This is a genomic window from Mumia sp. zg.B17 (assembly GCF_019550915.1).
Taxonomy (GTDB): domain Bacteria; phylum Actinomycetota; class Actinomycetes; order Propionibacteriales; family Nocardioidaceae; genus Mumia.
Genome location: NZ_JAHWCI010000002.1, coordinates 278593 through 302147 on the forward strand (window position 1 = coordinate 278593; position 23555 = coordinate 302147).

Annotated in this window: 17 protein-coding genes; 6 read left to right on the top strand and 11 right to left on the bottom strand. The window is 71.9% G+C overall.

What is annotated here, in order from left to right; translation table 11 throughout:
- Nucleotides 1–23 precede the first annotated feature (23 nt).
- Genes KV097_RS02665 through KV097_RS02685 form a run of 5 tightly spaced genes read right to left on the bottom strand, consistent with a single transcriptional unit; the run spans nt 24 to nt 6283 of the window.
- Nucleotides 24–2168, bottom strand: a complete 2145-nt coding sequence (locus KV097_RS02665) for a hypothetical protein (RefSeq protein ID WP_220365000.1) — start codon at nt 2166–2168, stop codon at nt 24–26.
- Nucleotides 2165–3322 carry a hypothetical protein gene (locus KV097_RS02670; RefSeq protein WP_220365001.1) on the bottom strand — a complete coding sequence of 386 codons (1158 nt, stop codon included), beginning with the start codon at nt 3320–3322 and terminating at the stop codon, nt 2165–2167. The genes KV097_RS02665 and KV097_RS02670 overlap by 4 nt, the downstream gene beginning before the upstream one ends.
- Nucleotides 3319–4119, bottom strand: a complete 801-nt coding sequence (locus KV097_RS02675; protein ID WP_220365002.1) for a heme ABC transporter ATP-binding protein — start codon at nt 4117–4119, stop codon at nt 3319–3321. The genes KV097_RS02670 and KV097_RS02675 overlap by 4 nt, the downstream gene beginning before the upstream one ends.
- Nucleotides 4116–5186 (bottom strand): iron ABC transporter permease, encoded by a 1071-nt coding sequence (locus KV097_RS02680; RefSeq protein WP_220341918.1) that lies wholly within the window; start codon nt 5184–5186, stop codon nt 4116–4118. The genes KV097_RS02675 and KV097_RS02680 overlap by 4 nt, the downstream gene beginning before the upstream one ends.
- Nucleotides 5183–6283: an ABC transporter substrate-binding protein gene (locus KV097_RS02685; RefSeq protein ID WP_220365003.1), complete on the bottom strand. Its 1101-nt coding sequence runs from the start codon at nt 6281–6283 to the stop codon at nt 5183–5185. Before KV097_RS02685 ends, KV097_RS02680 begins: the two co-directional genes overlap by 4 nt.
- Nucleotides 6284–6487: 204 nt before the next feature.
- Between KV097_RS02685 and KV097_RS02690 the strand changes: the two genes are divergently transcribed.
- Both KV097_RS02690 and KV097_RS02695 read left to right on the top strand, forming a co-directional pair.
- Entirely contained in the window at nt 6488–7141 is a 654-nt protein-coding gene (locus tag KV097_RS02690; protein ID WP_220365004.1) for a heme oxygenase (biliverdin-producing), read from the top strand.
- A gap of 77 nt (nt 7142–7218) precedes the next feature.
- A complete protein-coding gene (locus KV097_RS02695) occupies nt 7219–8592 on the top strand; it encodes an NAD(P)H-quinone dehydrogenase (protein ID WP_220365005.1) in 1374 nt (457 codons plus the stop codon).
- A 90-nt stretch (nt 8593–8682) separates the two neighbouring features.
- Here the strand turns inward: KV097_RS02695 and KV097_RS02700 are convergent, their stop codons facing one another.
- From KV097_RS02700 to KV097_RS02715, 4 genes are all read right to left on the bottom strand, one after another.
- On the bottom strand, nt 8683–9600 hold the full coding sequence (locus tag KV097_RS02700) for a DUF559 domain-containing protein (protein ID WP_220365006.1): 918 nt from the start codon (nt 9598–9600) through the stop codon (nt 8683–8685).
- A 152-nt stretch (nt 9601–9752) separates the two neighbouring features.
- The gene (locus tag KV097_RS02705) at nt 9753–13130 is read right to left on the bottom strand and encodes a pyruvate carboxylase (protein ID WP_220341913.1); all 3378 of its coding nucleotides are present in this window, start codon (nt 13128–13130) and stop codon (nt 9753–9755) included.
- A 63-nt stretch (nt 13131–13193) separates the two neighbouring features.
- Nucleotides 13194–13604, bottom strand: a complete 411-nt coding sequence (locus KV097_RS02710; protein ID WP_220341912.1) for a universal stress protein — start codon at nt 13602–13604, stop codon at nt 13194–13196.
- A 42-nt stretch (nt 13605–13646) separates the two neighbouring features.
- Entirely contained in the window at nt 13647–15428 is a 1782-nt protein-coding gene (locus KV097_RS02715; protein ID WP_301022187.1) for a biotin carboxylase N-terminal domain-containing protein, read from the bottom strand.
- A gap of 159 nt (nt 15429–15587) precedes the next feature.
- Between KV097_RS02715 and KV097_RS02720 the strand changes: the two genes are divergently transcribed.
- Both KV097_RS02720 and KV097_RS02725 read left to right on the top strand, forming a co-directional pair.
- Nucleotides 15588–16049 (top strand): DNA-binding protein, encoded by a 462-nt coding sequence (locus KV097_RS02720; RefSeq protein WP_220341911.1) that lies wholly within the window; start codon nt 15588–15590, stop codon nt 16047–16049.
- Nucleotides 16042–17094 carry a serine/threonine-protein kinase gene (locus KV097_RS02725; RefSeq protein ID WP_220365007.1) on the top strand — a complete coding sequence of 351 codons (1053 nt, stop codon included), beginning with the start codon at nt 16042–16044 and terminating at the stop codon, nt 17092–17094. The genes KV097_RS02720 and KV097_RS02725 overlap by 8 nt, the downstream gene beginning before the upstream one ends.
- A 6-nt stretch (nt 17095–17100) precedes the next feature.
- Here KV097_RS02725 and KV097_RS02730 read toward each other — a convergent pair whose 3' ends face one another.
- Both KV097_RS02730 and KV097_RS02735 read right to left on the bottom strand, forming a co-directional pair.
- Nucleotides 17101–18495, bottom strand: coding sequence for a hypothetical protein (locus KV097_RS02730; RefSeq protein ID WP_220365008.1), 1395 nt, complete (start codon nt 18493–18495; stop codon nt 17101–17103).
- Between the two features lie 50 nt (nt 18496–18545).
- Nucleotides 18546–20588 (bottom strand): VWA domain-containing protein, encoded by a 2043-nt coding sequence (locus tag KV097_RS02735; protein WP_220365009.1) that lies wholly within the window; start codon nt 20586–20588, stop codon nt 18546–18548.
- 195 nt (nt 20589–20783) lie between these two features.
- On the opposite strand from KV097_RS02735, the gene KV097_RS02740 reads away from it, so the two are divergent.
- Entirely contained in the window at nt 20784–21953 is a 1170-nt protein-coding gene (locus KV097_RS02740) for an acyl-CoA dehydrogenase family protein (RefSeq protein ID WP_220365010.1), read from the top strand.
- A gap of 178 nt (nt 21954–22131) precedes the next feature.
- On the top strand, nt 22132–23538 hold the full coding sequence (locus KV097_RS02745) for an HNH endonuclease signature motif containing protein (protein ID WP_220365011.1): 1407 nt from the start codon (nt 22132–22134) through the stop codon (nt 23536–23538).
- Nucleotides 23539–23555: the final 17 nt, after the last annotated feature.

Here is a 23555-nt window from a genome sequence, read left to right on the forward strand (position 1 = left end):
TCGTGTGGGTGAGGAGGTTCAGCTCAGGGGGTACGCGCGGTGAGGACTCGCGCGCCTGCGGTGACGGCCAGCGCCGCGACGACCAGACCCCCGCCGAGCCACCACGGCCAGGCCGGGAACGAGCCGCCGAGCGGTTGGGCGACGGGACGGATGCCTTCGGTGGTGCCGACGGGGACGGTGGCGCCGTGGACGGTGCCGGGTGTCGTGGCCGCAGCGGGGACCCCGCCGATCGGGACGGGACCGGCAGCGCGCCCGCCTGCGCCCGGCCCGCTCGCGGACGTGCTCGTCGTGCCTGTCGTACCCGTCGCCTGCGGGCCGCCGCCGCCCGACCCGCTCGTGGGGGCCGCCGCGGGACGGTCGGCGTCATAGCTCACGGTGATCGGCAGGGCGGCCTTGAACCGGTCCGTCGCGGCGCCGCTGGTGTACCAGTACGCTGCGGTGCCGACCTGCTCCTGGAACCGGACGAACGACGTGGGGAAGGCGCCCCACCCCGGCGTGCTCCGGTTCTGGGCGGCCGCACCGGCCGGAGGGTCGTACCGGACACCGGCGAAGCGCGGCGTCGTGCTGAACCCGCGCGCGTTCGAGAGGCTCGGGACGCGTGCGTCGGCGAGGCGCACCCTTTTCGGTGCGAGGGGCTCCCAGAGCGAGGCGTCCTCGCGGTCCGAGGCGTAGCCGCCGAGGGTGCCGTCGAGCCGCGCGGTGCCCGCGGTCACGGTGAGGACAGGGTCGGTGACGGTGAAGGTCGACAGCCCGCTGTAGAGCACCACCGTGAACGTGCCCGTCCAGCGGATCGTCGCGGTCTTCGTCGCGGGGTCGACCGTTCCCGTCCCGCCGTCGATGACGACGGTGTGGTTGCTGAGCAACCCGTTGGTCGCCGACCCGAGCGGGCGGCCGTCGGGGGTGGTGCCGAGGCCGGGCCACGTCGCGAGCCGGTGCCCTCCGCCGGCAGTCTGCTTCTCGATCCGGACGTTGCCGCGGCGGGCCGCCCAGTCGCCGGCGGCGACCGACGTGCCCCCGCGTCCTGGGTTGCGGATCGTGCCTGCGGAGAAGAAGTTGCGTGTGCCCGGGGCGAACGCCGAGTTGCTCATCTCGTCGCTGAGGCCCCACCGCAGCTGGGCGTCGGAGACCGTGAACGCCTTCGTGGCCGTGCCGCCGGGCCGTGGGGAGGTGGGCGGGGTGGTCGTCGGCGCGCCGCCTGGTGAGGGCGCGGGCGTGGCGGGCTCCGGGTCGACCGGGACTCCGGGGTCGTCCGGGTCGGAGGCGAGGGGATCGCCCAGCGACCACGCGAAGGTCACGGGCAGCGGGGGCTTGTTGGCGTCGATCGCTCCGCCGGAGGTGTACCAGTACGAGGAGGTGCCGGTCTCGGCGAGCCACGCCACGAAGGAAGCGGGCCACGATCCCCAGCCGGGCACCGTGGTCAGCTGGTCGGAGGCACCGTTCTTCACACCCGCGTACGCCGGCGTGACGGTGACACCGCCCTCACCGATCTCGACCTCGGGGAACGTCGCGAGCGTGACCTTCTTCGGGGCCACGGTCTTCCAGACCGACTGGTCGTCGAGCGAGGAACCGTAGCCGCTGAGCGTCGCGGTGAGCGTGCCGGAACCGTCCCGGCCGACGTTCAGCTGGGGGTCTGCGACATAGAAGAAGAGCATCCCGGAATAGAAGACGACCGAGAACGATCCCTTCCAGGACAACGACGCCCGACCCGTCTGCGGGTCGGCCCAGCCGGCGCCACCGGAGAGCACCACCTGGTGGTCGCTGAAGCTCCGGCTCGTGGGCGGGTTGATCGACCCGCCGGTGGGCGACGTCGTCAGTCCGCTCCAGGTCGCCGGTGCGTATGAGCCGCCGGCGGTCTGCTTCTCGATCGACACCGCGCCTGCCGAGGCCTTCCAGCCCGCAGCCCTGCCGTTGGTCCACTCTGCAGCGTTCTTGAGCGTCTGGCCGCCCGCTCCCGGGTTGCCGATCTTGCCGGCGGACAGGAAGTTGTACGTCCCCGGCGCGTACGCGGAGTTGTGGACCTCGTTCGACAGGCCCCAGCGCAGCGTGGCGCCGCTGACGGCGCGGGCCGTGGTCTCGCTCTCCCCCTCGGCATCGGCGGCGACAGGGGCGAACGGCACCGTGAGCGCGACGAGCGCGACGGAGGCGAGCAGGGCGAGTCGGCGCATCATCGGGTCACCGTCGTGGGAGTCGGCGTGGTCGTCGTGGGGGGAGCCTGCGCGCTCGGGGTCTCGGGAGCACGTCGCGCGCGGCGCACCCGCAGCACGGCGGCGACGACCGCGACGAGCAGGAGGACGGCAGCCGCGGCGAGGAAGATCCACGCCGCTGCGGTCGGTTCCTCGTCCGCGACCGGCGCCGTGGCGTCGACGACCGGGGTGCCGGCGGCGACCGGGAAGGCGATCTCCGGCGCGGCGCCGCTGGCAGCACCGGTCAGCCGCAGGACGTGCGTGCCCGGCTGGATCGAGGCGGGGAGCTGGAGGACCCCGGCGACCTCGCCGGACTGCCCGGCCGCGAGCGGACCGACCGCGGCGACACCGTCGTCGAGGGTCGCGACGACCTGCTCGCCTGGCTGGAAGGACGTGCCGGTGAACGTCAGGACGCGACCGACCACGGCCGTGGCACGGTCGACGGCGACCGACGGCGTGCCCCTGCGGGCCGGTGCAGCCGGTGTCGTCGCTGCGGCCGGCGCCGGTGCCGCGGTGGGCGTCGTGCCACGCGGTGCCGACAGCGCGGCGTCGCCTCGGGTCGACGCGGCGAACCGCACCGGCGTGAAGGTCTCGTTGCGGGGGTTCTTGATGCCGTGGGCACCGATCGTGATCACGCCGCAGGTGACCGTGGTGCAGTCCACCATGACGGTCCTGCCCGCTCGGTCGACCGACGAGAAGCGGGCGCCCGGCAGGCTCACCGTGGTGGTGAAGCTGCCTGAGGCGCGGAGCGTGCCGTTCGCCGAGGAGGCCGTGTCGGAGCCGGGGAAGGCCAGGTAGCGCTGGTGGCCCTCGTTGTCGGCCGACTCGCTGTCGGGCACGTAGCGGTAGTCGTCACCTGTCGCGCCGCCGCGCGAGGGCTTCCAGGAACCGCCTCGGGGGTCGGAGACCCACCCGAACGCGACGTAGATGCCGCCGGCACCGCCCTTGATCGACTGGAACCCTCGGCCCTTGACGGTGAGCGTCGTGGGACCGTCGACCGCGGCGGTCGGCGTCCCGGCGGAGCTGGTGACGGTGACCTGGGGGGCCGCGTGGGCCGGGGCAGCGGTGAGCGCGAGCGCAGACGCCGCGAGCGCGACAGTGGCGGCGCCGGCGAGCCTGCGTCGGAGCATGCTTCTCATCGGACGACCTCCTCGACGGATGTCCGCAGCGGGGTGATCACCAGGTCGCCCGTACGCGGATGGGTGAAGACGTCGACGGGGTGGCCGTAGACGTCGCTGAGCAGGTCGGGTCGGAGCACGTCTCCCGGCGCTCCGTCAGCGCGCACCCGACCGTCGGCGAGGAGGCAGATCCGGTCGGCGTACGCGGCGGCGAGCGAGAGGTCGTGCAGCACGGCCACGACCGAGTGGCCCTCCCGAGCCAGCCGGCGCGCCTCGGTGAGCAACGCCTCCTGGTGCGCGATGTCGAGCGCCGCGGTCGGCTCGTCGAGCAGCACGACCGGCGCCTCCTGGGCCATCACGCGAGCGAACGACGTACGCCCCTTCTCTCCGCCAGAGAGCGTGGGGAACTTGCGCGTGGCGAGTCGCTCGACGTCGGCGCGCCGCATCGCGTCGGCGACGACCGCCTCGTCGGAGTCGGACTCGTCGCGCCCGTGCCACGGCGCGCGACCCATCGCGACCACCTCGGCCACGCTGAACGGGAAGGAGAGCCGGTGCTCCTGGAGCAGCACCGAACGTCGCCGGGAGAGCTCGCCGGCACGTCGCGAGGCGATCGGCTCCCCGTCGAGCAGGGCCTTGCCGCGTGAGAGCGCGACGTCACCGGAGAGGACCCCGAGGAGCGTCGACTTGCCGGCGCCGTTCGGGCCGACCAGCACGAGCAGCTCGCCGGGGCGGACGTCGAGGTCGATGTCACGAAGGATGGTGGCCTGCCCGTACGAGACGGAGCCGCCGAGCACCTGGAGCGTCGCGCGGGTCCTCATGCCCAGCCTCCCGCCGTACGACGGGTGCGGCGAAGGAGCCAGAAGAACATCGGGCCTCCGAGGAGCGACGTCAGCATGCCGATCGGCAGCTCGGCGTACGGGACGGCGGTTCGGGCGACCAGGTCGGCCGCGAGCAGCAGGACCGCGCCGCCGAGCACGCTGGCCGGCAGCAGCAGCCGGTGGCCGGGGCCGACCACCATGCGCATGAGGTGCGGGACGACCAGGCCGACGAACGCGATGATCCCGCAGAAGGCGACAGCAGCGGCGGTGAGGAGCGCGACCAGCGTGATGGCGACGAGGCGCAGCCGCTCGACGTCGACGCCGACGTGACGTGCCGCCCGGTCGCCCAGCGCCAGCAGGTCCAGCCTGCGGCTGAGCACGAAGGCGCCGGCGATGCCCACGAGGGCGAGCGGCGCCACGACGCCGACATACTGCCAACGGGTGCCGTTGAGGCTGCCGAGCTGCCAGAACACGATCTCCTCGCGCGCCTGGGTGTCGGCGAGGAACATCATCAGAGCCAGCAGCGCGCCGGTCACCGCGTTGACGGCGATGCCGGTGAGCACGAGGGTGACGACCTCTGTCCGGCCGTCGGAGCGTGAGAGAAGATAGACGGCCACGGTGGTGATCAGGCCGCCGACGAAGGCGAGCGCCGGCACGGTCCACGTCCCGAGCGCGGTGAGCCCGAAGACCATGGCGCACGCCGCGGCGACGGCGGCGCCCGAGGACACCCCGATCACGCCCGGCTCGGCGAGCGGGTTGCCGAAGACGCCCTGCATCAGCGCTCCGGCTGCTGCGAGCGCCGCGCCGACGAGGAGGGCCATCACGACGCGCGGGAAGCGGATGCTCCACAGCGCGGCGTCGCCCTGGGGGTGCGCGGGCATCGGGCCGGCGTCGATCCCGAGCCGGTGCAGGAACGAGCCGAGGACCTCGGCCGGCGGGATCGAGAGCTGGCCGGTCCCGGCCGAGAGGACGGCCAGCACCACAAGGGCGACCGACAGGGCAGTGAAGAGGACGAGCGTCGCGCTGAGACGGAACCTGACCGAGATCGTCGGGTCGACGACGGTCATCGCAGCGACTCCGGGGCGTACATCGCCACCGCGAGCGCGTTGAGCACGTCGGCGCTGCGGGGGCCGAAGCTCAGGATCTGGCTGTCCGGCATCGTGATGAAGCGGCGGTTCGAGCCGGCCGGGGTGTTGGCCAGCGACGGGTAGCGCTCGAGCAGGCCGTCCACGCCGCCGGCCGACTCCAGCCCCTTGGTCATCATGATGATGGCGTCGGGCTGCGCGGCGACGAGTCCTTCGTCGTTGAGCGGCTTCATCCCCTTCCACCCGATCTCCTCGGAGACGTCGTACGCCCCCGTGGCCGAGATCAGGGAGTCCGCGCCCGAGTCCTGGCCGAACATGTAGTAGACGCCGCTCTGCCCGCGCACATAGAGGAACACCGTCCGGAGCTTGTCCTGGACCGAGCTCGGTGCCTTCTCGTCGATGACCGCCCGGACGGCGGCGACCTCGTCGGCCGTCCTCTTCGCGAGCGCCGTGCCGGTGTCGGTGACGCCGAGCGCGGAGGCGACCTGGCCGACCAGGTCGGCGATGTTGTCGAGGTTGCGCGCGCTGTCGACGACCACGACCGGGACACCGGCGTCGCGGACCTGCTCGATGACGTCCCACGGACCGAGCGAGGTGTCGGTGATGATCAGGTCGGGGGAGAGGTCGAGGATCGCCTCGCCGTTGAGCTCGTGCCCGTTGTGGGTGACGAGCGGGAGGTCCTTGGCCTGCGTGAACTGCGTCGAGAGATCGCGCCCGACGAGCGCGTCGCCGAGCCCCAGCTCGTACGTGATCTGCGCCAGCGTGCCGTACTGGTCGAGCGCCAGGACCCGCTCGGCGGTCTTCACGGTGACGCGGCTGCCCTGGCTGTCCTTGACGGTGACGGGGAGGCTCTGGGCCGGGTCCTCGACGATCGGCGTGGGCTCGTCGGCCCCGAGGTCGAGGTTGATCTCGCCGGAGAGGTCCTTCGCGGCGCCGGAGACATCGACGTCGCTGAGCCGCGGGATGGACGTCACGGCCTCGGGGCTCTTCGTCTCACCGCTCTGCGCGGGCCCGCACGCTGAGGCGAACGCCGTACAGACGCAGAGGAGGGCGACGATGAAGGGGCGGCGGCGTGGCACGACATGCTCCGATTCCGAGGGAAGTCAGGTTTCCCTAACCTCGACGGAAAGTAGCATAGGTAAGGCTTGCCTCGCTAACCAGCCCCGGATAAGGTGACACATCGTCAGGTTGGTCCTGACGCGGCGTCTCCTCGATGATGACGCCGTGTCATATTGGTCCCCGGACATCCGTCCCGCTCGCGCCCATCTCGTGGAGGCCCCCCGATGACCGTCACTGCCACGCAGGAGACGACCGTTCCCAGCTCCGAGCTCTCCGCACTGATGCGAGAAGGCTCCCGCGCCGAGCACACGTCGGCGGAGAACTCGACCTTCATGTCCGATCTCCTCGAGGGCCGCTCGTCGGTCGAGCGCTACACGGTCTTCCTGCGTCAGCTGGCCGTCGTCTACGAGGCGATCGAGTCGGTCGGCACGGTGCTCGCCGCCGACCCGGTCGGGTCGGCCGTCGTCGACGCCGCCGTGGAGCGGTCGGCCGCCATCGAGGCCGACCTCGTGTTCCTGGCCGGGGAGGACTGGCGCGACATCCCTGTCGGCCCCGCGGCCACGGCGTACGTGCAGCGGGTCGGTGAGACCCAGGACGATGCCGTGCGCTTCCTGGCGCACCACTACACGCGCTACCTCGGTGATCTGTCCGGCGGGCAGGCGATCGGCCGCATCCTCCAGCGCGAGTACGGCCTCGCCGAGGGTGGCGTGACGTTCTACGACTTCCCGCTCGTGCCGAAGCCCAAGCTGTACAAGGACGCCTACCGTGCGCGCCTCGACACCCTTCCCCTCGACGACGCTGCCAAGCAGCGCGTCGTCGACGAGGTCAAGGTCGCCTTCGCCCTCAACGAGGCGCTGTTCGCCGAGATGAGCGCCTGAGCGACGAGCGCCACATCGGCACGACGCGTGCGCACGCCGCCGCGTGCCGCTCGTCCGAGGTGCGAGACAATGACGGCGTGAATCGCGTCGTGATCGTCGGTGGTGGACCTGGTGGGTACGAGGCTGCGCTGGTCGCGGTACAGCTCGGGGCGGAGGTCACCGTCGTCGAGCGCGACGGGCTCGGCGGGTCGACCGTCCTCACCGACTGCGTCCCCAGCAAGACGCTGATCGCGACCTCCGACCTGATGACCGACGTGGCCGGTTCTGCCGAGCTCGGACTCGTCGGCGCCGGTTCGGAGTCGGTCGACCTCCGTAGGGTCAATCAACGGGTCAAGCGGCTCGCCCTCGCGCAGTCCGACGACATCCGGCGGCGCATCGAGCGGGAGAACGTCGAGGTCATCGCCGGCACCGCCCGTCTCGACGGGCCCGAGACGGTCCTCGTGGACCGCGCTGACGGTGGTTCGGAGGAGCTGCACTCGCAGGTGGTGCTGCTGGCGACCGGCGCCCACCCGCGGGTCGTGGACACCGCGATCCCCGACGGCGAGCGCATCCTGACCTGGGAGCAGGTCTACGAGCTCGACGAGCTGCCCGAGCACCTGGTCGTCGTCGGTTCCGGTGTCACGGGCGCCGAGTTCGCCGGCGCCTACAAGGCTCTAGGCTGCGAGGTCACGCTGGTCTCCAGCCGTGACCGCGTCCTCCCCGGCGAGGATCCGGACGCGGCCGTCGTCCTGGAGGAGGTCTTCACGCGGCGCGGCATGAACGTGCTGTCGCGCTCGCGGATGGAGTCGGTCGAGCGCAAGGGCGACCGCGTCCTCGTGCGTCTCACCGACGGCCGCGAGGTCGAGGGGTCGCACTGCCTGCTCGCTCTCGGGTCGATCCCCAACAGCGAGGGACTCGGACTGGAGTCGGCAGGCGTCGGGGTCGACTCCGGCGGCTTCATCGAGGTCGACCGCGTCTCGCGGACCTCGGCCCGCGGGGTGTACGCCGCTGGCGACTGCACTGGCGTCCTCATGCTCGCCTCCGTCGCGGCCATGCAGGGACGGATCGCGATGGCGCACGCCCTCGGCGACGCCGTGCACCCGCTGCGTCTGCGGACTGTCGTCTCCAACGTGTTCACCGCGCCGGAGATCGCCACGGTCGGGGTGACGCAGAAGGAGATCGACGCCGGCGAGGTCGACGCCGAGTCGGTCACCCTGCGGCTGTCGGGCAACCCGCGCGCCAAGATGCAGGGCGTGCGCGACGGCTTCGTCAAGCTGTTCTGCCGGGCCGGCGGCGGCGCCGTGATCGGCGGTGTCGTGGTGGCACCGCGTGCGTCGGAGCTCATCCACTCGGTGTCGCTCGCGGTCTCGACCGGACTCACCACCGACCAGGTCGCGAACGCGTTCACGGTCTATCCGTCGATGAGCGGCTCCGTGGCCGAGGCTGCCCGCCGCCTGCACCAGCCCCGCTGACCCGCCCCGTCCCCGATTTGTGCAGCTGGTCCAGGAACTGTTGGCCCGATTCTGCGACCAACTGCACACAGCGCGGACGGGTACGAGGCGTCAGGCGAACCAACGGGTCCACATCGCGTTGAAGAGCGGTCGTGCGCCCTCGTACCCGTTGTCGCGCAAGGCCGTGTGGACGCGCCAGACGATCGCCTTCGGACTCCTGAGGTCGTCCTCGAGGACCACGACGACCGTCCAGCCGAGGCGTTCGAGGTTCTCGCGGCGCGTACGGTCCCGAGCGCGCTGCTGCTTCGAGCGCTCGTGCCACGCGCCGTCGTACTCCACGATCACCCGCCATCGCCAGTAGACGAGGTCGCACCGCGCGACGAACCTCTCGCACGCGTCGAGGATCTCCTGGTTGCACTCCGGCTCGGGGAGACGAGCGAAGACGAGCATCAGCCTGATCAGCGTCTCCATCGGTGATTCGGCCCGCTCCCGGACGTAGGCGAACGCGCGCCTGGCACGCACGACGCCGTCGAGGTGGCACCGGTCGAGGTACGACCGCAGCTGCGAACGTGACGTGTGTCCGCGGTGGATGAGGTGGTCGGCAGCCTGGACCAGCTCGACCAGACTGACGATCGTGGCGAGGTCGACGTACGTGCGGTCCGGTCCCGTGCACCCGATGTGATCTCTGACGGCCATCCGCAGCCGGCCACGCCGCCGGTGGAGACGGATCTCGTCGCGTCGGACCTGCGCTGCGGTGTTGGTGGAGAAGTGCAGCGGCAGCACCGATCGGACGCCGAGGCCCCAGAGGCGGAGGGCGGTGAGGTGGCTCGCGAGGGCGTCGTCGGGAAGGACGAGGAGCGCCGCCCTGACGAGGAGGGCAAACGACACGGGCAGGTCCGCCGCGACGTGGACGCCGCGGAAGAGCCGCCGGAACCGCGCGCCCGTCAGGTCCTGGGCGCTGAAGCCGAGAGAGCGTGCGGTCGCGTTGGTGAAGGGGCCGTCGCGCAGCTCCTCGGGCACGGGTTTCATGCCGGGAGCGTGGTGCCGCTAACGCGACTGAGGACACCCGATCTGTCGCCTGTGGAGATCCCGTCCCCGATTTGTGCAGTTGGTCCAGGAAGTCGGCAGGGGATTCCTTGATCAACTGCACAAATCGCGGACGGGACGGGACGGGGCGGGAGCTAGCCCAGGACGAGCAGCAGGTCGCCGCCCTCGGACTGGCGCGGGCCCTCGATCACCAGGCGCGACACCGTGCCGCCGTTGGGTGCGGTGATCGCGGCCTCCATCTTCATCGCCTCGATCGTCGCGACCTGCTGGCCGGGCTCGACGGTGTCGCCGACCCCGACCGAGGGGGTCACGACGCCGTCGAACGGCACCGCGACCTGCAGCGGGTCGGCCGGGTCGGCCTTCTCGGCGGTCACGACGTCGCTGGACACCGAGCGGTCACGCACCGTCACCGGACGGAGCTGGCCGTTGAGCCGGCAGAGCACGTTGCGGAGCCCCCGCGCGTCCGCGTCGCTGATCGCCTCGAGCCCGAGGATCAGGGTCTTGCCCTCCTCGAGCGTCACCTCGACGTCAGCGCCGGGCCGCAACCCGTACCAGTACGCCTCGGTCGGCAGCACCGACACGTCGCCGAACTCTCCGCGCGCGTGCTCGAAGTCGCGCGTGGGTCCGGGGAAGAGCAGCCGGTTGAGCGTGGGCCGCGGGTCGGCCTCGAGACCGGCGCGGTCCTCCGGTCCCAGCTCCGTCTCGCCGATCTTGACCGTACGGCCCTCCAGTGCCTTGCTGCGGAAGGGCTCCGGCCATCCACCGGGCGGGTCGCCCAGCTCGCCCGCGAGGAAGCCGATCACCGAGTCCGGGATGTCGTAGGCCTGCGGGTTGTCGGCGAACTCCTTCGGGTCCGCGCCGACCGCGACGAGGTGCAGCGCGAGGTCGCCGACGACCTTCGAGCTCGGCGTCACCTTCACGATGTCGCCGAGGATGTCGTTGGCAGCGGCGTACATGTCCTCGATCTGCTCGAACCGGTCGCCGAGCCCCAGCGCGATCGCCTGCTGCCGCAGGTTGGAGAGCTGCCCGCCCGGGATCTCGTGGCGGTAGACGCGGCCGGTCGGCGAGGGCAGTCCCGCCTCGAACGGCGCGTACAGCTTGCGGACGGCCTCCCAGTACGGCTCGAGGTCACCGACCGCCTCGAGCGACAGGCCGGTCGGCGCCGTCGTGTGCTGCAGGCCCGCCACCAGCGCCGACATCGGCGGCTGCGACGTGGTCCCGGCCAACGATGCCGAGGCGGTGTCGACGGCGTCGACACCGGCGTCGATCGCGACCATCAGCGTGGCGAGCTGGCCGCCGGCGGTGTCGTGGGTGTGCAGGTGGACCGGCAGGTCGAAGCGCTCGCGCAGGGCGGTGACCAGACGCCAGCCGGCCGGCGCCCGCAGCAGCCCGGCCATGTCCTTGATCGCGAGCACGTGCGCGCCGGCGTCGACGATGCGTTCGGCGAGCCGCAGGTAGTAGTCGAGCGTGTAGATCGGCTCGTCCGGATCCATCAGGTCGCCGGTGTAGCAGAGCGCGACCTCCGCCACCGCCGTGCCGGTCGCGCGCACCGCGTCGATGGCGGGACGCATCTGCTCGACGTCGTTGAGTGCGTCGAAGATCCGGAACACGTCGATGCCGGTCGCGGTCGCCTCCGCGACGAAGGCGTCGGTGACCTCGGTCGGGTACGGCGTGTAGCCGACCGTGTTGCGTCCACGCAGCAGCATCTGGAGGCACACGTTGGGGATGGCCTCGCGCAGCTCCGCGAGACGCTGCCACGGGTCCTCCTTGAGGAACCGCAGCGCCACGTCGTACGTCGCGCCGCCCCAGGCCTCGATCGACCACAGCTGTGGCGTCGCCCGTGCGACGACCGGCGCCGCAGCGAGCAGGTCGAACGTACGGACCCGGGTGGCGAGCAGCGACTGGTGCGCGTCTCGGAACGTCGTGTCGGTGACCGCGACGTGAGTCTGCTCGCGCAGTGCCCGGGCGAACGCCTCGGGCCCGACCTCGAGCAGCTGCTGACGCGTGCCCGCCGGCGCCGCCGCGCCGAGGTCGACCGGCGGGAGCTTCTCGCGGGGATCGATCACGTCCGGCGCCGGGCCGTGCGGTCGGTTGACCGTCACGTCGGCGAGGTACGTGAGCAGCTTGGTGCCGCGGTCGGCAGACGGCAGCGTGTCGAGCAGCTCCGGGTGGCGGTCGATGAACGAGGTGGTGACACCGCCTGCGACGAACTCGGGGTTGCCCAGCAGCGCCTGGAGGAAGGTCAGGTTGGTCGTGACGCCGCGGATCCGGAACTCCGCGATCGCACGCCGCGCGCGCTCCACCGCGGCCTCGAAGGTGCGGCCCCGACAGGTGAGCTTGGTGAGGAGCGAGTCGAAGTAGGCGCCGATCTCGGTGCCGGAGTAGGTGGTGCCGCCGTCGAGACGGACGCCCGCGCCGCCGGGGGAGCGGTACGTCGTGATCCGGCCGGTGTCCGGGCGGAAGCCGTTGGACGGGTCCTCGGTCGTGATCCGGCACTGCATGGCGACGCCCCGGACGGCGATCTCGTCCTGGCGGAGCCCGAGGTCGACCAGGGTCTCGCCGGCGGCGATCCGCAGCTGCGCCTGCACCAGGTCGACGTCGGTCACCTCCTCGGTGACGGTGTGCTCGACCTGGATGCGCGGGTTCATCTCGATGAAGACGTAGTTGCCCTGGGGGTCGAGGAGGAACTCGACCGTGCCGGCGCAGGTGTAGCCGATGGACCGGGCAAACGCGACGGCGTCGGCGCACATCCGGTCCCGGATCTCCGGGTCGAGCCGCGGGGCGGGGGCGATCTCGACGACCTTCTGGTGGCGCCGTTGGACCGAGCAGTCGCGCTCGAAGAGGTGGATCACGTCACCGGTCGCGTCGGCGAGGATCTGCACCTCGATGTGGCGCGGGTCGACCACGGCCTGCTCGATGAAGCAGGTCGGGTCGCCGAACGCGCCCTCTGCCTCCCGCATCGCGGCGTCGACCGCGTCGCGCAGCTCGGCCGGGTCCTCGACGCGCCGCATGCCGCGCCCGCCGCCACCCGCGACGGCCTTGACGAACAGCGGGTACGGGAGGGCCTCGGCGGCGGCGACCAGCTCGTCGCGGTCACGGCTGGGTGGCACGGACGCGAGCACCGGCACACCCGCCTCGCGTGCCGCCTCGATGGCTCGCGCCTTGTTGCCGGTGAGGCGCAGGACCTCCTCGGACGGGCCGACGAACGTGATGCCTGCCTGCGCGCAGGCGCTCGCGAGCGAGGGGTTCTCCGAGAGGAAGCCGTATCCCGGATAGACGGCGTCGGCCCCGGCGCGTACGGCCGTGGCGACGATCTCGTCAGGGTCGAGATAGCTGCGGACCGGGTGGCCCACCTCACCGATCTGGTAGGCCTCGTCGGCCTTCAGACGGTGCTCGGAGCCACGGTCCTCGTACGGGAAGACGGCGACGGTGCGGGCGCCGAGCTCGTAGGCGGCGCGGAAGGCGCGGATCGCGATCTCGCCGCGGTTGGCGACGAGGACCTTGCGGAACATGGGGGTACTCCGATCGAGCGCATCAGGTCCGGTCGGCCGCCGCGACGGTGGGGCGGCCGGCTCTCAAGGTACCGGGTGCTGTCCGGGCTTGGCCGCGAAGACCGGGACCGGCGCATCGAGCAGCAGCTTCTGGGCGACGCTGCTCATGATGAGCTTGCCGACGGGGGTGCGGTGGCGGATGCCGATCACCAGCAGCTCGGCGCCCTCGTCCTCGACGGCCTCGATGATGAGGTCGCCGATGCCGGGTCCGACGGGCTGCCGCAGGCGGTGGCCGGGGAGTCCGGCACCGGCCAACCGGTGCCGCAGCTGCTCGAGGTCGTACCCGTGGACGAAGTCGGGGTCCTCCTCGAACCGGGAGTGCTTCGCGACGTTGACCACGACGAGCCGTGCATCGTGGGAGCGAGCCCAGGCGATGCCGTGCTCGAGGGCGACCTCGCCGTACTCGTCAGGGGTGTAGGCAACCGCGATCGTCATGGGGAGCACCATGGCACAGCGCTCGGGTCCCTGTCTGCAACGTCAGTCCTTGATCTCGACCACAACGGCGCCGGCGGTGACCGTCTCGCCCGCGATCGCGACCAGCCCGGTGATGGTGCCGGCCTTGTGCGCGTTGAGAGGCTGCTCCATCTTCATCGCCTCGAGGACGACGACGAGCTCGCCCTCCGTGACGGCCTGCCCCTCCACGACCGCGACCTTGACGATCGTGCCCTGCATCGGGGAGACCAGCGCGTCACCACCGGCCGCGGCGCCAGCCTTCTTGCCGGCCGCCCGCTTCGGCTTCTTGGCGCCGGCTCCGGCGGCAGCACCGGCGGCACCGAGCCCCGCGGGAAGCACGACCTCGAGTCGCTTGCCGCCGACCTCGACGGTCACCGTTTCGCGCTCCTCCGCCTCAGGCGCCTCGCCGGCGGCACCGTCGTACGGCGGGATCGTGTTGTCGAACTCGGTCTCGATCCAGCTGGTGTAGACGCCGAACCCCTCGCCGTCACCGAGGTAGGCCGGGTCGTCGAGGACCCGGCGGTGGAACGGGACCACCGTCGGCATGCCGTCGACGCCGAACTCGTCGAGCGCGCGGCGCGACCGCTCGATGGCCTGCTCCCGGCTCGAGCCGGTCACGATGAGCTTGGCGATCAACGAGTCGAACGAGCCGGGGATCGTCTCGCCGACGACGTAGCCGGAGTCGACGCGTACGCCCGGGCCCGACGGGGGATCCCACGTCGTCAGGGTCCCCGGGGCGGGCAGGAAGTTGCGTCCGGCGTCCTCGGCGTTGATCCGGAACTCGATCGAGTGGCCGCGGATCTCCGGGTCGTCGTAGCCGAGCTCCTCGCCGGCGGCGATGCGGAACATCTCACGGACCAGGTCGAGGCCCGTGACCTCCTCCGAGACCGGGTGCTCGACCTGGAGGCGGGTGTTGACCTCGAGGAAGGAGATGGTGCCGTCGCGGGCCACGAGGAACTCGCACGTGCCCGCGCCGACGTAGCCGGCCTCGCGGAGGATCGCCTTCGACGAGGCGTACAGGCGCTCGATCTGGTCGTCGGTCAGGAACGGCGCGGGCGCCTCTTCGACGAGCTTCTGGTGACGGCGCTGCAGCGAGCAGTCGCGGGTGGAGACGACCACGACGTTGCCGTGCGCGTCGGCCAGGCACTGGGTCTCGACGTGACGCGGCTGGTCGAGGAACTTCTCGACCAGGCACTCGCCACGCCCGAAGGCCGTGACGGCCTCGCGGACGGCAGAGTCGTACTGCTCGGGGATCTCCTCGAGCGTGCGAGCGACCTTGAGACCGCGTCCGCCGCCGCCGAAGACCGCCTTGATCGCGACCGGGAGGCCGTGCTCCTTGGCGAAGGCGACGACCTCGTCGGCGTCGGCGACCGGGTCTTTGGTCCCCGGTGCCAGGGGGGCATCGGCCCGCGCAGCGATGTGCTTGGCCTTGGCCTTGTCGCCGAGGGCTTCGATGGCGTGCGGCGGGGGGCCGATCCAGATCAGCCCGGCGTCGATGACGGCCTGCGCGAACGCCGCGTTCTCGGCGAGGAACCCGTAGCCGGGGTGCACGCTGTCGGCGCCGCTGCGCTGCGCGACGTCCAGGATCTTGTCGATCGACAGGTAGGTGTCGGCGGGGGTGGCGCCACCCAGCGCGTACGCCTCGTCGGCGAGCCGGACGAACAGCGCGTCACGGTCGGCGTCGGCGTACACCGCGACGCTGCCGATCCCCGCGTCCTTGCAGGCGCGGACGACGCGGACCGCGATCTCGCCACGGTTGGCGATGAGGACCTTGGTCAGCGGCCGGATGCCTTCGTTGTTGCTCACAGGTGTGCTCCTCGACGTGCCTGGGGGCTGCGTGCCGAGTCTAAGCGGCACCCTGACGGTTGCCGTCAGGTGCTCGGGGACTGAGCAGGAGCGGCCCGCTCACGACCCGCCTGCCGCCGCTCTCGGAGGGCGCTCGCTGCGGATAGGGTGAAGGCCGTCATGACGAGTCCCGAGATCGACGCGAACACCCGCGCGCAGGCCGAGCTGTACGGCGAGCCGCTCGGGATCATCGTGCGCCGGTGCGTCCAGACGTTCGGGGTCACGCAGGCGCGCATGGCGTCGTTGCTGGGCATCTCGGCGCCCATGCTCTCGCAGCTGGTCAACGGTCACCGCGTCAAGATCGGCAACCCGGCGGCGGTGGCCAGGCTGCAGGCCGCGTACGACATCGCGGGCCGCGTCACGCGCGGCGAGACCACGTCCGAGGAGGGCCTGGCCGAGCTGGAGCGCGAGGTAGCGGGAGGGGTCGTCACGCACCGCAGCACCGAGGCCGCTGTGCTGCGGACCGTGCTGAGCGTCGCGGGCGATCCCGACGAGTACGAGGCCGCGGCGCTGCTGCTCGACGCCGACCACCCTCTGATCGCCCAGCTCCTCCGTCAGTACGGGGGCCACGGGCGTGGGTGAGGTGTTCGCCGGCCGGTACGAGCTCCTGGAGCCGATCGGTGCCGGTGGCATGGGGACGGTGTGGCTGGTCCACGACCGTCGGGACGACCACCTCCGGGCGGCCAAGCTCGTCCGTCAGGTCGACGCGTCGCTGCTGCTGCGGTTCATCCGCGAGCTGAGCACCCGGATCGAGCACCCGCACACGGTCGTGCCGCGGGGCTGGGCCGGCGAGGACGACACGGTGCTGTTCACGATGGACGTCGTACGGGGCGGGTCGGTGCACCACCTGATCGAGGACTTCGGGGCCCTCCCGGCGCCCTGGGCCGCATGCTTGCTCGACCAGCTGCTCGACGCGCTCGAGGCCGTCCACCGGGCCGGCGTCGTGCATCGTGACGTCAAGCCCGCCAACCTCCTGCTGGAGCCGACCGGCCGCGGCCGGCCGTACCTGCGACTGAGCGACTTCGGGGTGGCGGTGCCCCTGCACGAGCCCCGGATGACCGCCCCGGCGATCGTCCTCGGCACCCGCGGCTACCGCGCGCCCGAGAGCACGGTCGGGGCCGACCCGCTGCCTGTGCAGGACCTCTACGGCGCCGGTGTGGTCCTGGCGGAGATGCTGACCGGCGAGCGGCCCGAGGACGGCCGCGCCCTGCAGTCGGCGCCGCCGCCCGGGGTCGACCGACGGCTGTGGGACCTCGCGCGGGCCCTGGCGGAGCCCGACCCGGCGCGCAGGCCGCCGAGCGCGGCGCGGGCACGCAGGATGCTGCACGACACGGGCCTCGTCCCCCCGGCCGGTGCAGCGCCCGGCGACGACGGAGCGGAGATCGAGGTCTTCGAGCACGTGCGGCTGCACGGGACCGACGCGGCCCCCGCACTCCGCACTGTCCCCCTGCCGCCGACGGCGCCCGAGCCGCTGCCCTCTCCGTCCCCGTCGCCGGGTCTTCCACCGGGCCTTCCGCGACCGCCGGCGTCCACCCGGCGGCCGAGCCCGCTGGCCGCGTTCGGCCTGCTGAGCGTCGGCGCCGGGGGACTCGTCATCGTGCTGGCGATCCTCATGCTGCTCGGCTGAGCAGCATCACCAGCCGTCGCCGGGACGCTCGCCCCGGCTCGCCGGCGGCGGGCTGTACGGAGCCTGCTGCCCGCCGTACGGCTGCGGATAGTCCTGCGGCGCGTCGGGCGGGGTGTAGCCGCCGTACGGGGTGGCCTCCGCGCGTGCGCCGGCCGCGCGCCGTCGTGCGATCAGCACCGCTGCCACACCAGCGAGGACGAGAAGCACCCCGAGGCCGACGAGCACCCACGTGAGCCAGCCCGAGGAGCCGCCGTCGAGGTCCGGGCCGATGACGGCCGCCTGGTCGCCGAGGTCGGGGGTGCCCGACACCTCGCCGTTGACGGCGACGCCGAGTGTGAAGCCGAGGTCGGCTCCGGCGGCGCCGGAGCCCTCCTCGACGGGCGGTGCCGCGACGACCACGTAGTACGGGCCGGCGGACGAGACCGCCGTCGCTGTGCCGTAGGAGTTCTCGCGGGCGTTGTAGAGCACGAACGGCGTGGTGGAGCGCAGCTCGGGCGAGGAGTACTCGTTGAGGCGACCGTACGTGTACGAGATGCTGTCGGTCGCGACCGCCCGCGACGGCGCGTACGTCACGAGGCTGGTCTGGACGTCCTCCCCGTCGAAGGACGTGGCCTGCGCCGCCGTGACCGGGGCGAACTGCGCGACGGTGTCGAGGCTCTGTCCCCAGTCGAGGTCCACCCGGTAGATCTGGGTCTCGCCCGGGCTGATGGTGCCCTCGTAGGCCCCCGGGTCCAGGGAGACGGCCTCGTCGAACGACACTCCGCCGGCCGGGAGCTCCTCGGGATCGGACAGCGGCGGCTTCTTCTCGGGCAGCTCGGCGGACTTCGTGGGGAGCTGCTCGGCATCCTTGGCCGTCGGCTCCTCCACCACCCGGATCTCGAGCGTCTCGTCCGTCTGCTCCTCGCTGCCCTCGGACACCTCGCGCGTGACGCTGAAGGTGATGGCGTCACCGTCGACGCACTCGTCCGAGTCGCCGGCCCCCGCGGCGGCGCTGGCCACGACGATCGGCTGGTGCCCTCCTCCTGCCGAGGAGGAGTCGCCCTTGCCGCAGCTCGTGTTGCCCGCGAACGCCTCGACCGTGACCTTGTGCTTGGCGGTCGGCGCCCCGGACGGCACTGCTGCGGCGAAGCGGACGGTCGAGCCGTCGACGGTCCGCTTGACCGTGTACCAGCGTTGGCCCTCTGCGGTGCCGGTGAGGCCGATGGTGTCCTTCCAGTCACCCGCCTCGAGCCCGGTCGCGTCGCCGGCGCTGGCGCCGCCGTCGACCGACTTCCCGGCCTGCTCGTACGTCGCCGCGTCGTCGGCCGCGGCCGGCAAGGGCGTGGTGAGGACGACGGTCGCGGTCAGCGCCGCGGCTGCGACGAGGACTGGGGTCCGGAGAGGGAGTGCGTGTCGGTGCACGGTGGTCCTTTCGTGGATCTCGAGCGGGGAGAGGGCGGTCAGGCAGGTCTTCACTGGTACGGGCTCGCGCCGCCCGGCCCCTCCCAGGGCTGGTAGGCCGGCGGAGCCTGCTCCGCCGACTGGCGTCGCCGGCGACGGACGACGAGCAGGGCGGCGACACCGCCCAGGACCAGGACGGCTCCTGCCCCGGCCAGGGCGAACGGGAGCCAGCCGGCGCCGTCGTCGGAGTCTGTCGCCGAGCTCGCGGACGTGTCGCTCGCGTCGGCCTCGCCGGAGTCGTCGTCGCCGGGGTCGACCGTCTCGCTCGTCTCGCCGCCGAACTGCGGCGCCTCGCCGTCGTACTCCGGCACGCCCTTGCGCTCCCCGTTGCGGGCGAGGCCGAGGGTGAACCCGAGCTCGACACCTGCCGCTGCGCCCTCGACGGTCCCGCCGTTCTCGCCGGCGACGCCGAGGACGAGGTAGTACGGTCCGGCGATCGAGGCCGCGGCATTGCCGTCGGCGGTCGAGCGGCGCTCGTTGTAGGTCACCACCGGGGTCACCGCGGCCAGCTCGGGCGACGAGAAGTCCGTGAGCCTGCCCTGGGAGTCGGAGACGAACGGTGCTCGCGCGATGGCGCGCCCGGGGGAGAACGTCCACAGCGTGGTGTTGAGGTCGACGTCGCCCAGAGCCTGCTTCTGGGTGTCGGTGATCGGGTCGAACTGGATCACCGAGGACAGGCTCTGGCCCCAGTCGAGGTCGATGCGGAAGATCTGGGTCTCGCCGGGCACGATCGACCCTCGGAAAGCGCCGGGGTCGAGCGGCGCCGCGTCGCCGAAGGAGACTCCGCCGGTCGGGAGCGGGGTCGGGTCGGACATCGAGGGCACGTCCTCGGACGCCTTCGGGGCCGAGGCGGGCAGGCTCGCGGCGTTGGCCGCGGGCGGCTCCTCGATGATGCGGATCTCGACGAGCTCCTCCGTACGCCGTGACACGTCGCCGGACTGCTTGCCACGGGTCACGTTGAAGGTGATCTCGGAGCCGTCCTTGCACTCGTCGTTGTAGTCGCGGTTGCCGGGGACGGCCTCGGTCGCGACCAGGATCGGCTGGTAGCCGGTGCCCGCCTGTGAGTCCGCGCCGGTGCCGCAGTCCTCGCTCCCGACGAACGTCTCGACGTACAGGCCGTCGTCGACCTCGTACCCTCCGGTCGGACCGGCGATCGCCGCGGAGACCCGCACCGTCGACCCGGGGATCGTGCGGGTGAACCGGAACCAGCGCTGCCCCGGGACCGTGTGCTGCGGACCGAGGACGTCGCGCCAGTCGCCGGTGGTGATCGGCGTGGCGTTCGCGGCGTCGGGGCCGCCGGTGATCGGGGTGCCGATCGCGGTCCACGGGCGCGCGGCGCGGACGGCCGCCGTGTCGAGCGCACCGGACAGCTCGCCGGCGTCCTCGGCGTCGTAGTAGCGGCCGTTGCCGGCCTCGGCGATGCAGCGCAGCTGCTTGCGGGTCTTGGCGTCCACGGACAGGCCGACGACGTCGACGGTGAGGTCGATGCCTTGCTTGGAGATGCGCGCGGCGACCTTGCACGGGTCGGGAGCGCAGGTGGACTCCCCGTCCGAGACGAGGACGATCGATCGCCGCCCTTCGTCGCCGAGGTCGCGTGCGGCCTCGAGCAGCGCCGTGCCGATCGGCGTCTCGCCGTACGGCTTGTAGGCGCTGATCGCGGCTCGCAGCGCGTCGCGGTTGTCGGTGCCGGGGTCGACGACCTTCTGGGTGTCGGTGCAGGCGCCCTTGTCGTTGCGCGAGAAGACCGTCGCGCCGAAGACACGCATCCCGACGTCCTGGGAGTCGGACAGCTTGTCGACGACGCTCTCGAGGGCGGTCCGGGCTGCCTCGATCTTCGTCGCGCCGTCTCCCGCCTTCTCCTTCATCGACCCCGAGGAGTCGAGAACCAGCATCATCCGTCCCGTGTCGTCGGCGTCGGCAGATGCCAGCGCCGGGGCGGAGGACGAGACGGCGGAGGCGCCGGTGGCAAGAGCCGTGGAGGCGATGAGAGCGCCACCGAGGACGGTCGTGGCGATGCTGGCTGTGCGGCGGGCCAGGACGTGGGGGAGTCGCACGGGGTTCCTCTCGGAGGGGCGGCCGGGGAGGCGCAGAGGCGATATTTGCGATTGCGAACACGACCATATGTTTGCGATTGCGAACACGTCAAGTCTCGGAGGAAGCATTCCATGCTCCGAGACGACCCCCTTGCGGTGGTCGGTGCGCGGACGACGACACTTCCTCGTCAGGTTAACGACTGTTAACATCGGCGGATGGCGTACAGCACCCTCTCCGCAGAGCACGAGGCCTTCCGCAAGGTCGTCCGCGACTTCGCCCAGGCCGAGATCGCCCCGCACGTGGCGCAGTGGGACAAGGGCCACCACTTCCCGGTGGACCTCGTCACGACGATGGGCGAGCTCGGACTCTTCGGGCTCACGGCCCCGGAGGAGTACGGAGGCTCGGGCGGCGACTTCACCAGCCTCTGCGTCGCCATCGAGGAGCTCGGTCGCGTCGACCAGTCGATCGGCATCACGCTCGAGGCCGCGGTGGGGCTCGGCATCAACCCGATCCTCACGTACGGCACGGAGGCGCAGAAGGCGCAGTGGCTCCCTGACCTCGTCGAAGGGCGGGCGCTCGCCGGGTTCGGGCTCACCGAGCCTGGCGCGGGGTCGGATGCGGGCGCCACCGCCACCAAGGCCACTCTCGAGGCCGGCGAGTGGGTGATCGACGGCGCCAAGCAGTTCATCACCAACTCCGGTTCGGCGATCACCTCCGTGGTCACGGTGACCGCCCGTACGGGCGTCCGTGACGGCGGCCGGCCCGAGATCTCGACGATCATGGTGCCCGCCGGCACGCCCGGCTTCGTCGCCGAGCCCGGCTACGACAAGCTCGGCTGGCACATCTCCGACACGCACCCGCTCACGTTCACCGGCTGCCGCGTGCCGGAGGAGAACCTCCTCGGCGAGCGTGGCCGGGGCTATGCGCAGTTCCTCGCCACTCTCGACGACGGACGCATCGCGATCGCCGCGCTCGCGGTCGGGTGCATCGAAGCCTGTCTCGATCTCGCCCGCGAGTACGCGCTCGACCGCCAGACCTTCGGTGGTCCGATCGGACGCAAGCAGGGTGTCGCGTTCCAGATCGCCGACCTCGCCGTGGCTGCCCGGGCGGCGCGCGCGCTGACGTACGAGGCGGCGGCGATGAAGGACGCCGGTGTCGGCGGGCAGGAGCTGAAGCAAGCCGCCTCGATCGCCAAGCTGTACGCGACCGAGCAGGCCGTCACCGCGACGCGGATCGCGACGCAGGTGTTCGGCGGGTACGGCTTCATGGAGGAGTATCCGGTCGCCCGTTTCTACCGTGACGCCAAGATCCTGGAGATCGGTGAGGGTACGTCGGAGGTCCAGCGCATGCTCATCGCGCGTGGGCTCGGGCTGCCCGTCGAGTAGCCACGCGGTCTCGCCACGGGGCGGATCGCGTTGGTTCATCTGCACGCGTCGGCGGGTGGCGTCACTGCGTGCCTCCTGGGTGCGTCGACACGAGCCATCCTGCCGAACGATGACCGGGCGAGAAGAGTCCAGGTCGCGCGATCGAGACCTGTCGGTGGGCATCGTTAGAGTCGTATCTATGTTCGATACCGAGGTGCTGGCCGGGCTGGAGGCGATGCTCGACGCGCTCGCCGACCTACCTGTCGCCTCGGCCTCGGATGCTCAGACGTGCGAGACGCTCCGACGGCTCGCGCACGCTGCCGACCGGCTCGCCGGTCTCCAGGCGGTGTGGCTGGATCAGATGCAGGAGCGGGCCGCGTACGAGGCGGAGGGTGCCTCGTCGACGGCCGGGTGGGCACGTCGAGAGCTGCGCTGGGACGTCCGGCAGTCGCGAGCGGCGATCGCCGCGGGACGGACGCTGCGCGTGCTGCCCGCGGTCGGCGCCGCGCACCGCGCGGGAGAGATCCGCCGGGCACACGTGGACGCGTTCACGGTTGCGCTCAAGAAGGCCGATCGTGAGGTCGTCGAGGCGGCCGAGGACGTCATGCTCGACGTCGCCCGCGTGTGCGAGCCGGGCGAGCTGACGGCACAGCTGACGATGCTCGTGGAGGTAGCGCACCCCGAAGACCTTGACCGCGCCTACGTCGCCGGGATGGACAAGCACGATCTGACGATTGCACGGTGTGGAGAGGGCTATCACGTCAACGGGTTCCTGGACGCCGTCAACGGCACGCGCCTGCGGACCTGGCTGACGGCGGCGTCGGCCCCGCGAGGGACCGAGGACGACCGGACCCCGGCCCAGCGACGCGTCGACGCGGTCGGCGATCTTGCTGCCGCAGCGCTGGAGCACGGCCTGCCCTCCGATCGCGGCGCCCGCCCGCAGGTCAACGTGATGGTGGACGCCGCCTGGCTGGCAGGCCTGCCCGGGGCGGAGCCGCCGGTCCTCACGGGCTGGGGGCCGGTGGGGCCTGCACTGTTCGACTACCTCGCCTGCGGTGCGGACCGCACCGACGTCCTCGTCGCGGGAGTCACCTCGTCCACGACGCCGCAGGCCGACGTCCTCAACGTCGGGCGCACCCACCGGCTGGCGACCTACAAACAGCGGCAGGCCGTTCTCGCGCGTCAGGGTGGGGTCTGTGCCAACCCGGCGTGCGGCGGCACCCACCTCGAGCTCCACCACGTCGCGTGGTGGGACCGGGACGGCGGCCGGACCGACCTCGACAACCTTGCCGGGCTGTGTCCTCGCTGCCACCAGCTCGTCCACGCCGGCAAGCTCTGGGTCGAGGCCGACGGCCAGAGAGGGTTCGTCTTCAGCCGCCGCAAGGGAGCGAGGATCCTCGCGATCGAGGACCACCACCGCGTCCAGCGTCAGCGGCTGAGCGCGCGCCTTCGTGGCCTCCGCGAGACGAGGGACGCCCCTGTCGCGCCGCCGGCGCCCCCTCCCGCCCGCGAGCCTGTCCGGGCGCGTCGCTGCTCCCGTCCCCGACCGGACCCGCTCTCACGGATCGAGAGCCATCTCGATCGACTCCTCCGGCTGAGGACCTGAGCGGCGACCGTCCGTGC

Coding starts and splice junctions, on each gene's coding strand:
- KV097_RS02665 (WP_220365000.1), bottom strand. CDS start 2,168: ATGATGCGCCGACTCGCCCTGCTCGCCTCCGTCGCGCTCGTCGCGCTC.
- KV097_RS02670 (WP_220365001.1), bottom strand. CDS start 3,322: ATGAGAAGCATGCTCCGACGCAGGCTCGCCGGCGCCGCCACTGTCGCG.
- KV097_RS02675 (WP_220365002.1), bottom strand. CDS start 4,119: ATGAGGACCCGCGCGACGCTCCAGGTGCTCGGCGGCTCCGTCTCGTAC.
- KV097_RS02680 (WP_220341918.1), bottom strand. CDS start 5,186: ATGACCGTCGTCGACCCGACGATCTCGGTCAGGTTCCGTCTCAGCGCG.
- KV097_RS02690 (WP_220365004.1), top strand. CDS start 6,488: ATGACCGTCACTGCCACGCAGGAGACGACCGTTCCCAGCTCCGAGCTC.
- KV097_RS02700 (WP_220365006.1), bottom strand. CDS start 9,600: ATGAAACCCGTGCCCGAGGAGCTGCGCGACGGCCCCTTCACCAACGCG.
- KV097_RS02705 (WP_220341913.1), bottom strand. CDS start 13,130: ATGTTCCGCAAGGTCCTCGTCGCCAACCGCGGCGAGATCGCGATCCGC.
- KV097_RS02710 (WP_220341912.1), bottom strand. CDS start 13,604: ATGACGATCGCGGTTGCCTACACCCCTGACGAGTACGGCGAGGTCGCC.
- KV097_RS02720 (WP_220341911.1), top strand. CDS start 15,588: ATGACGAGTCCCGAGATCGACGCGAACACCCGCGCGCAGGCCGAGCTG.
- KV097_RS02740 (WP_220365010.1), top strand. CDS start 20,784: ATGGCGTACAGCACCCTCTCCGCAGAGCACGAGGCCTTCCGCAAGGTC.
- KV097_RS02745 (WP_220365011.1), top strand. CDS start 22,132: ATGTTCGATACCGAGGTGCTGGCCGGGCTGGAGGCGATGCTCGACGCG.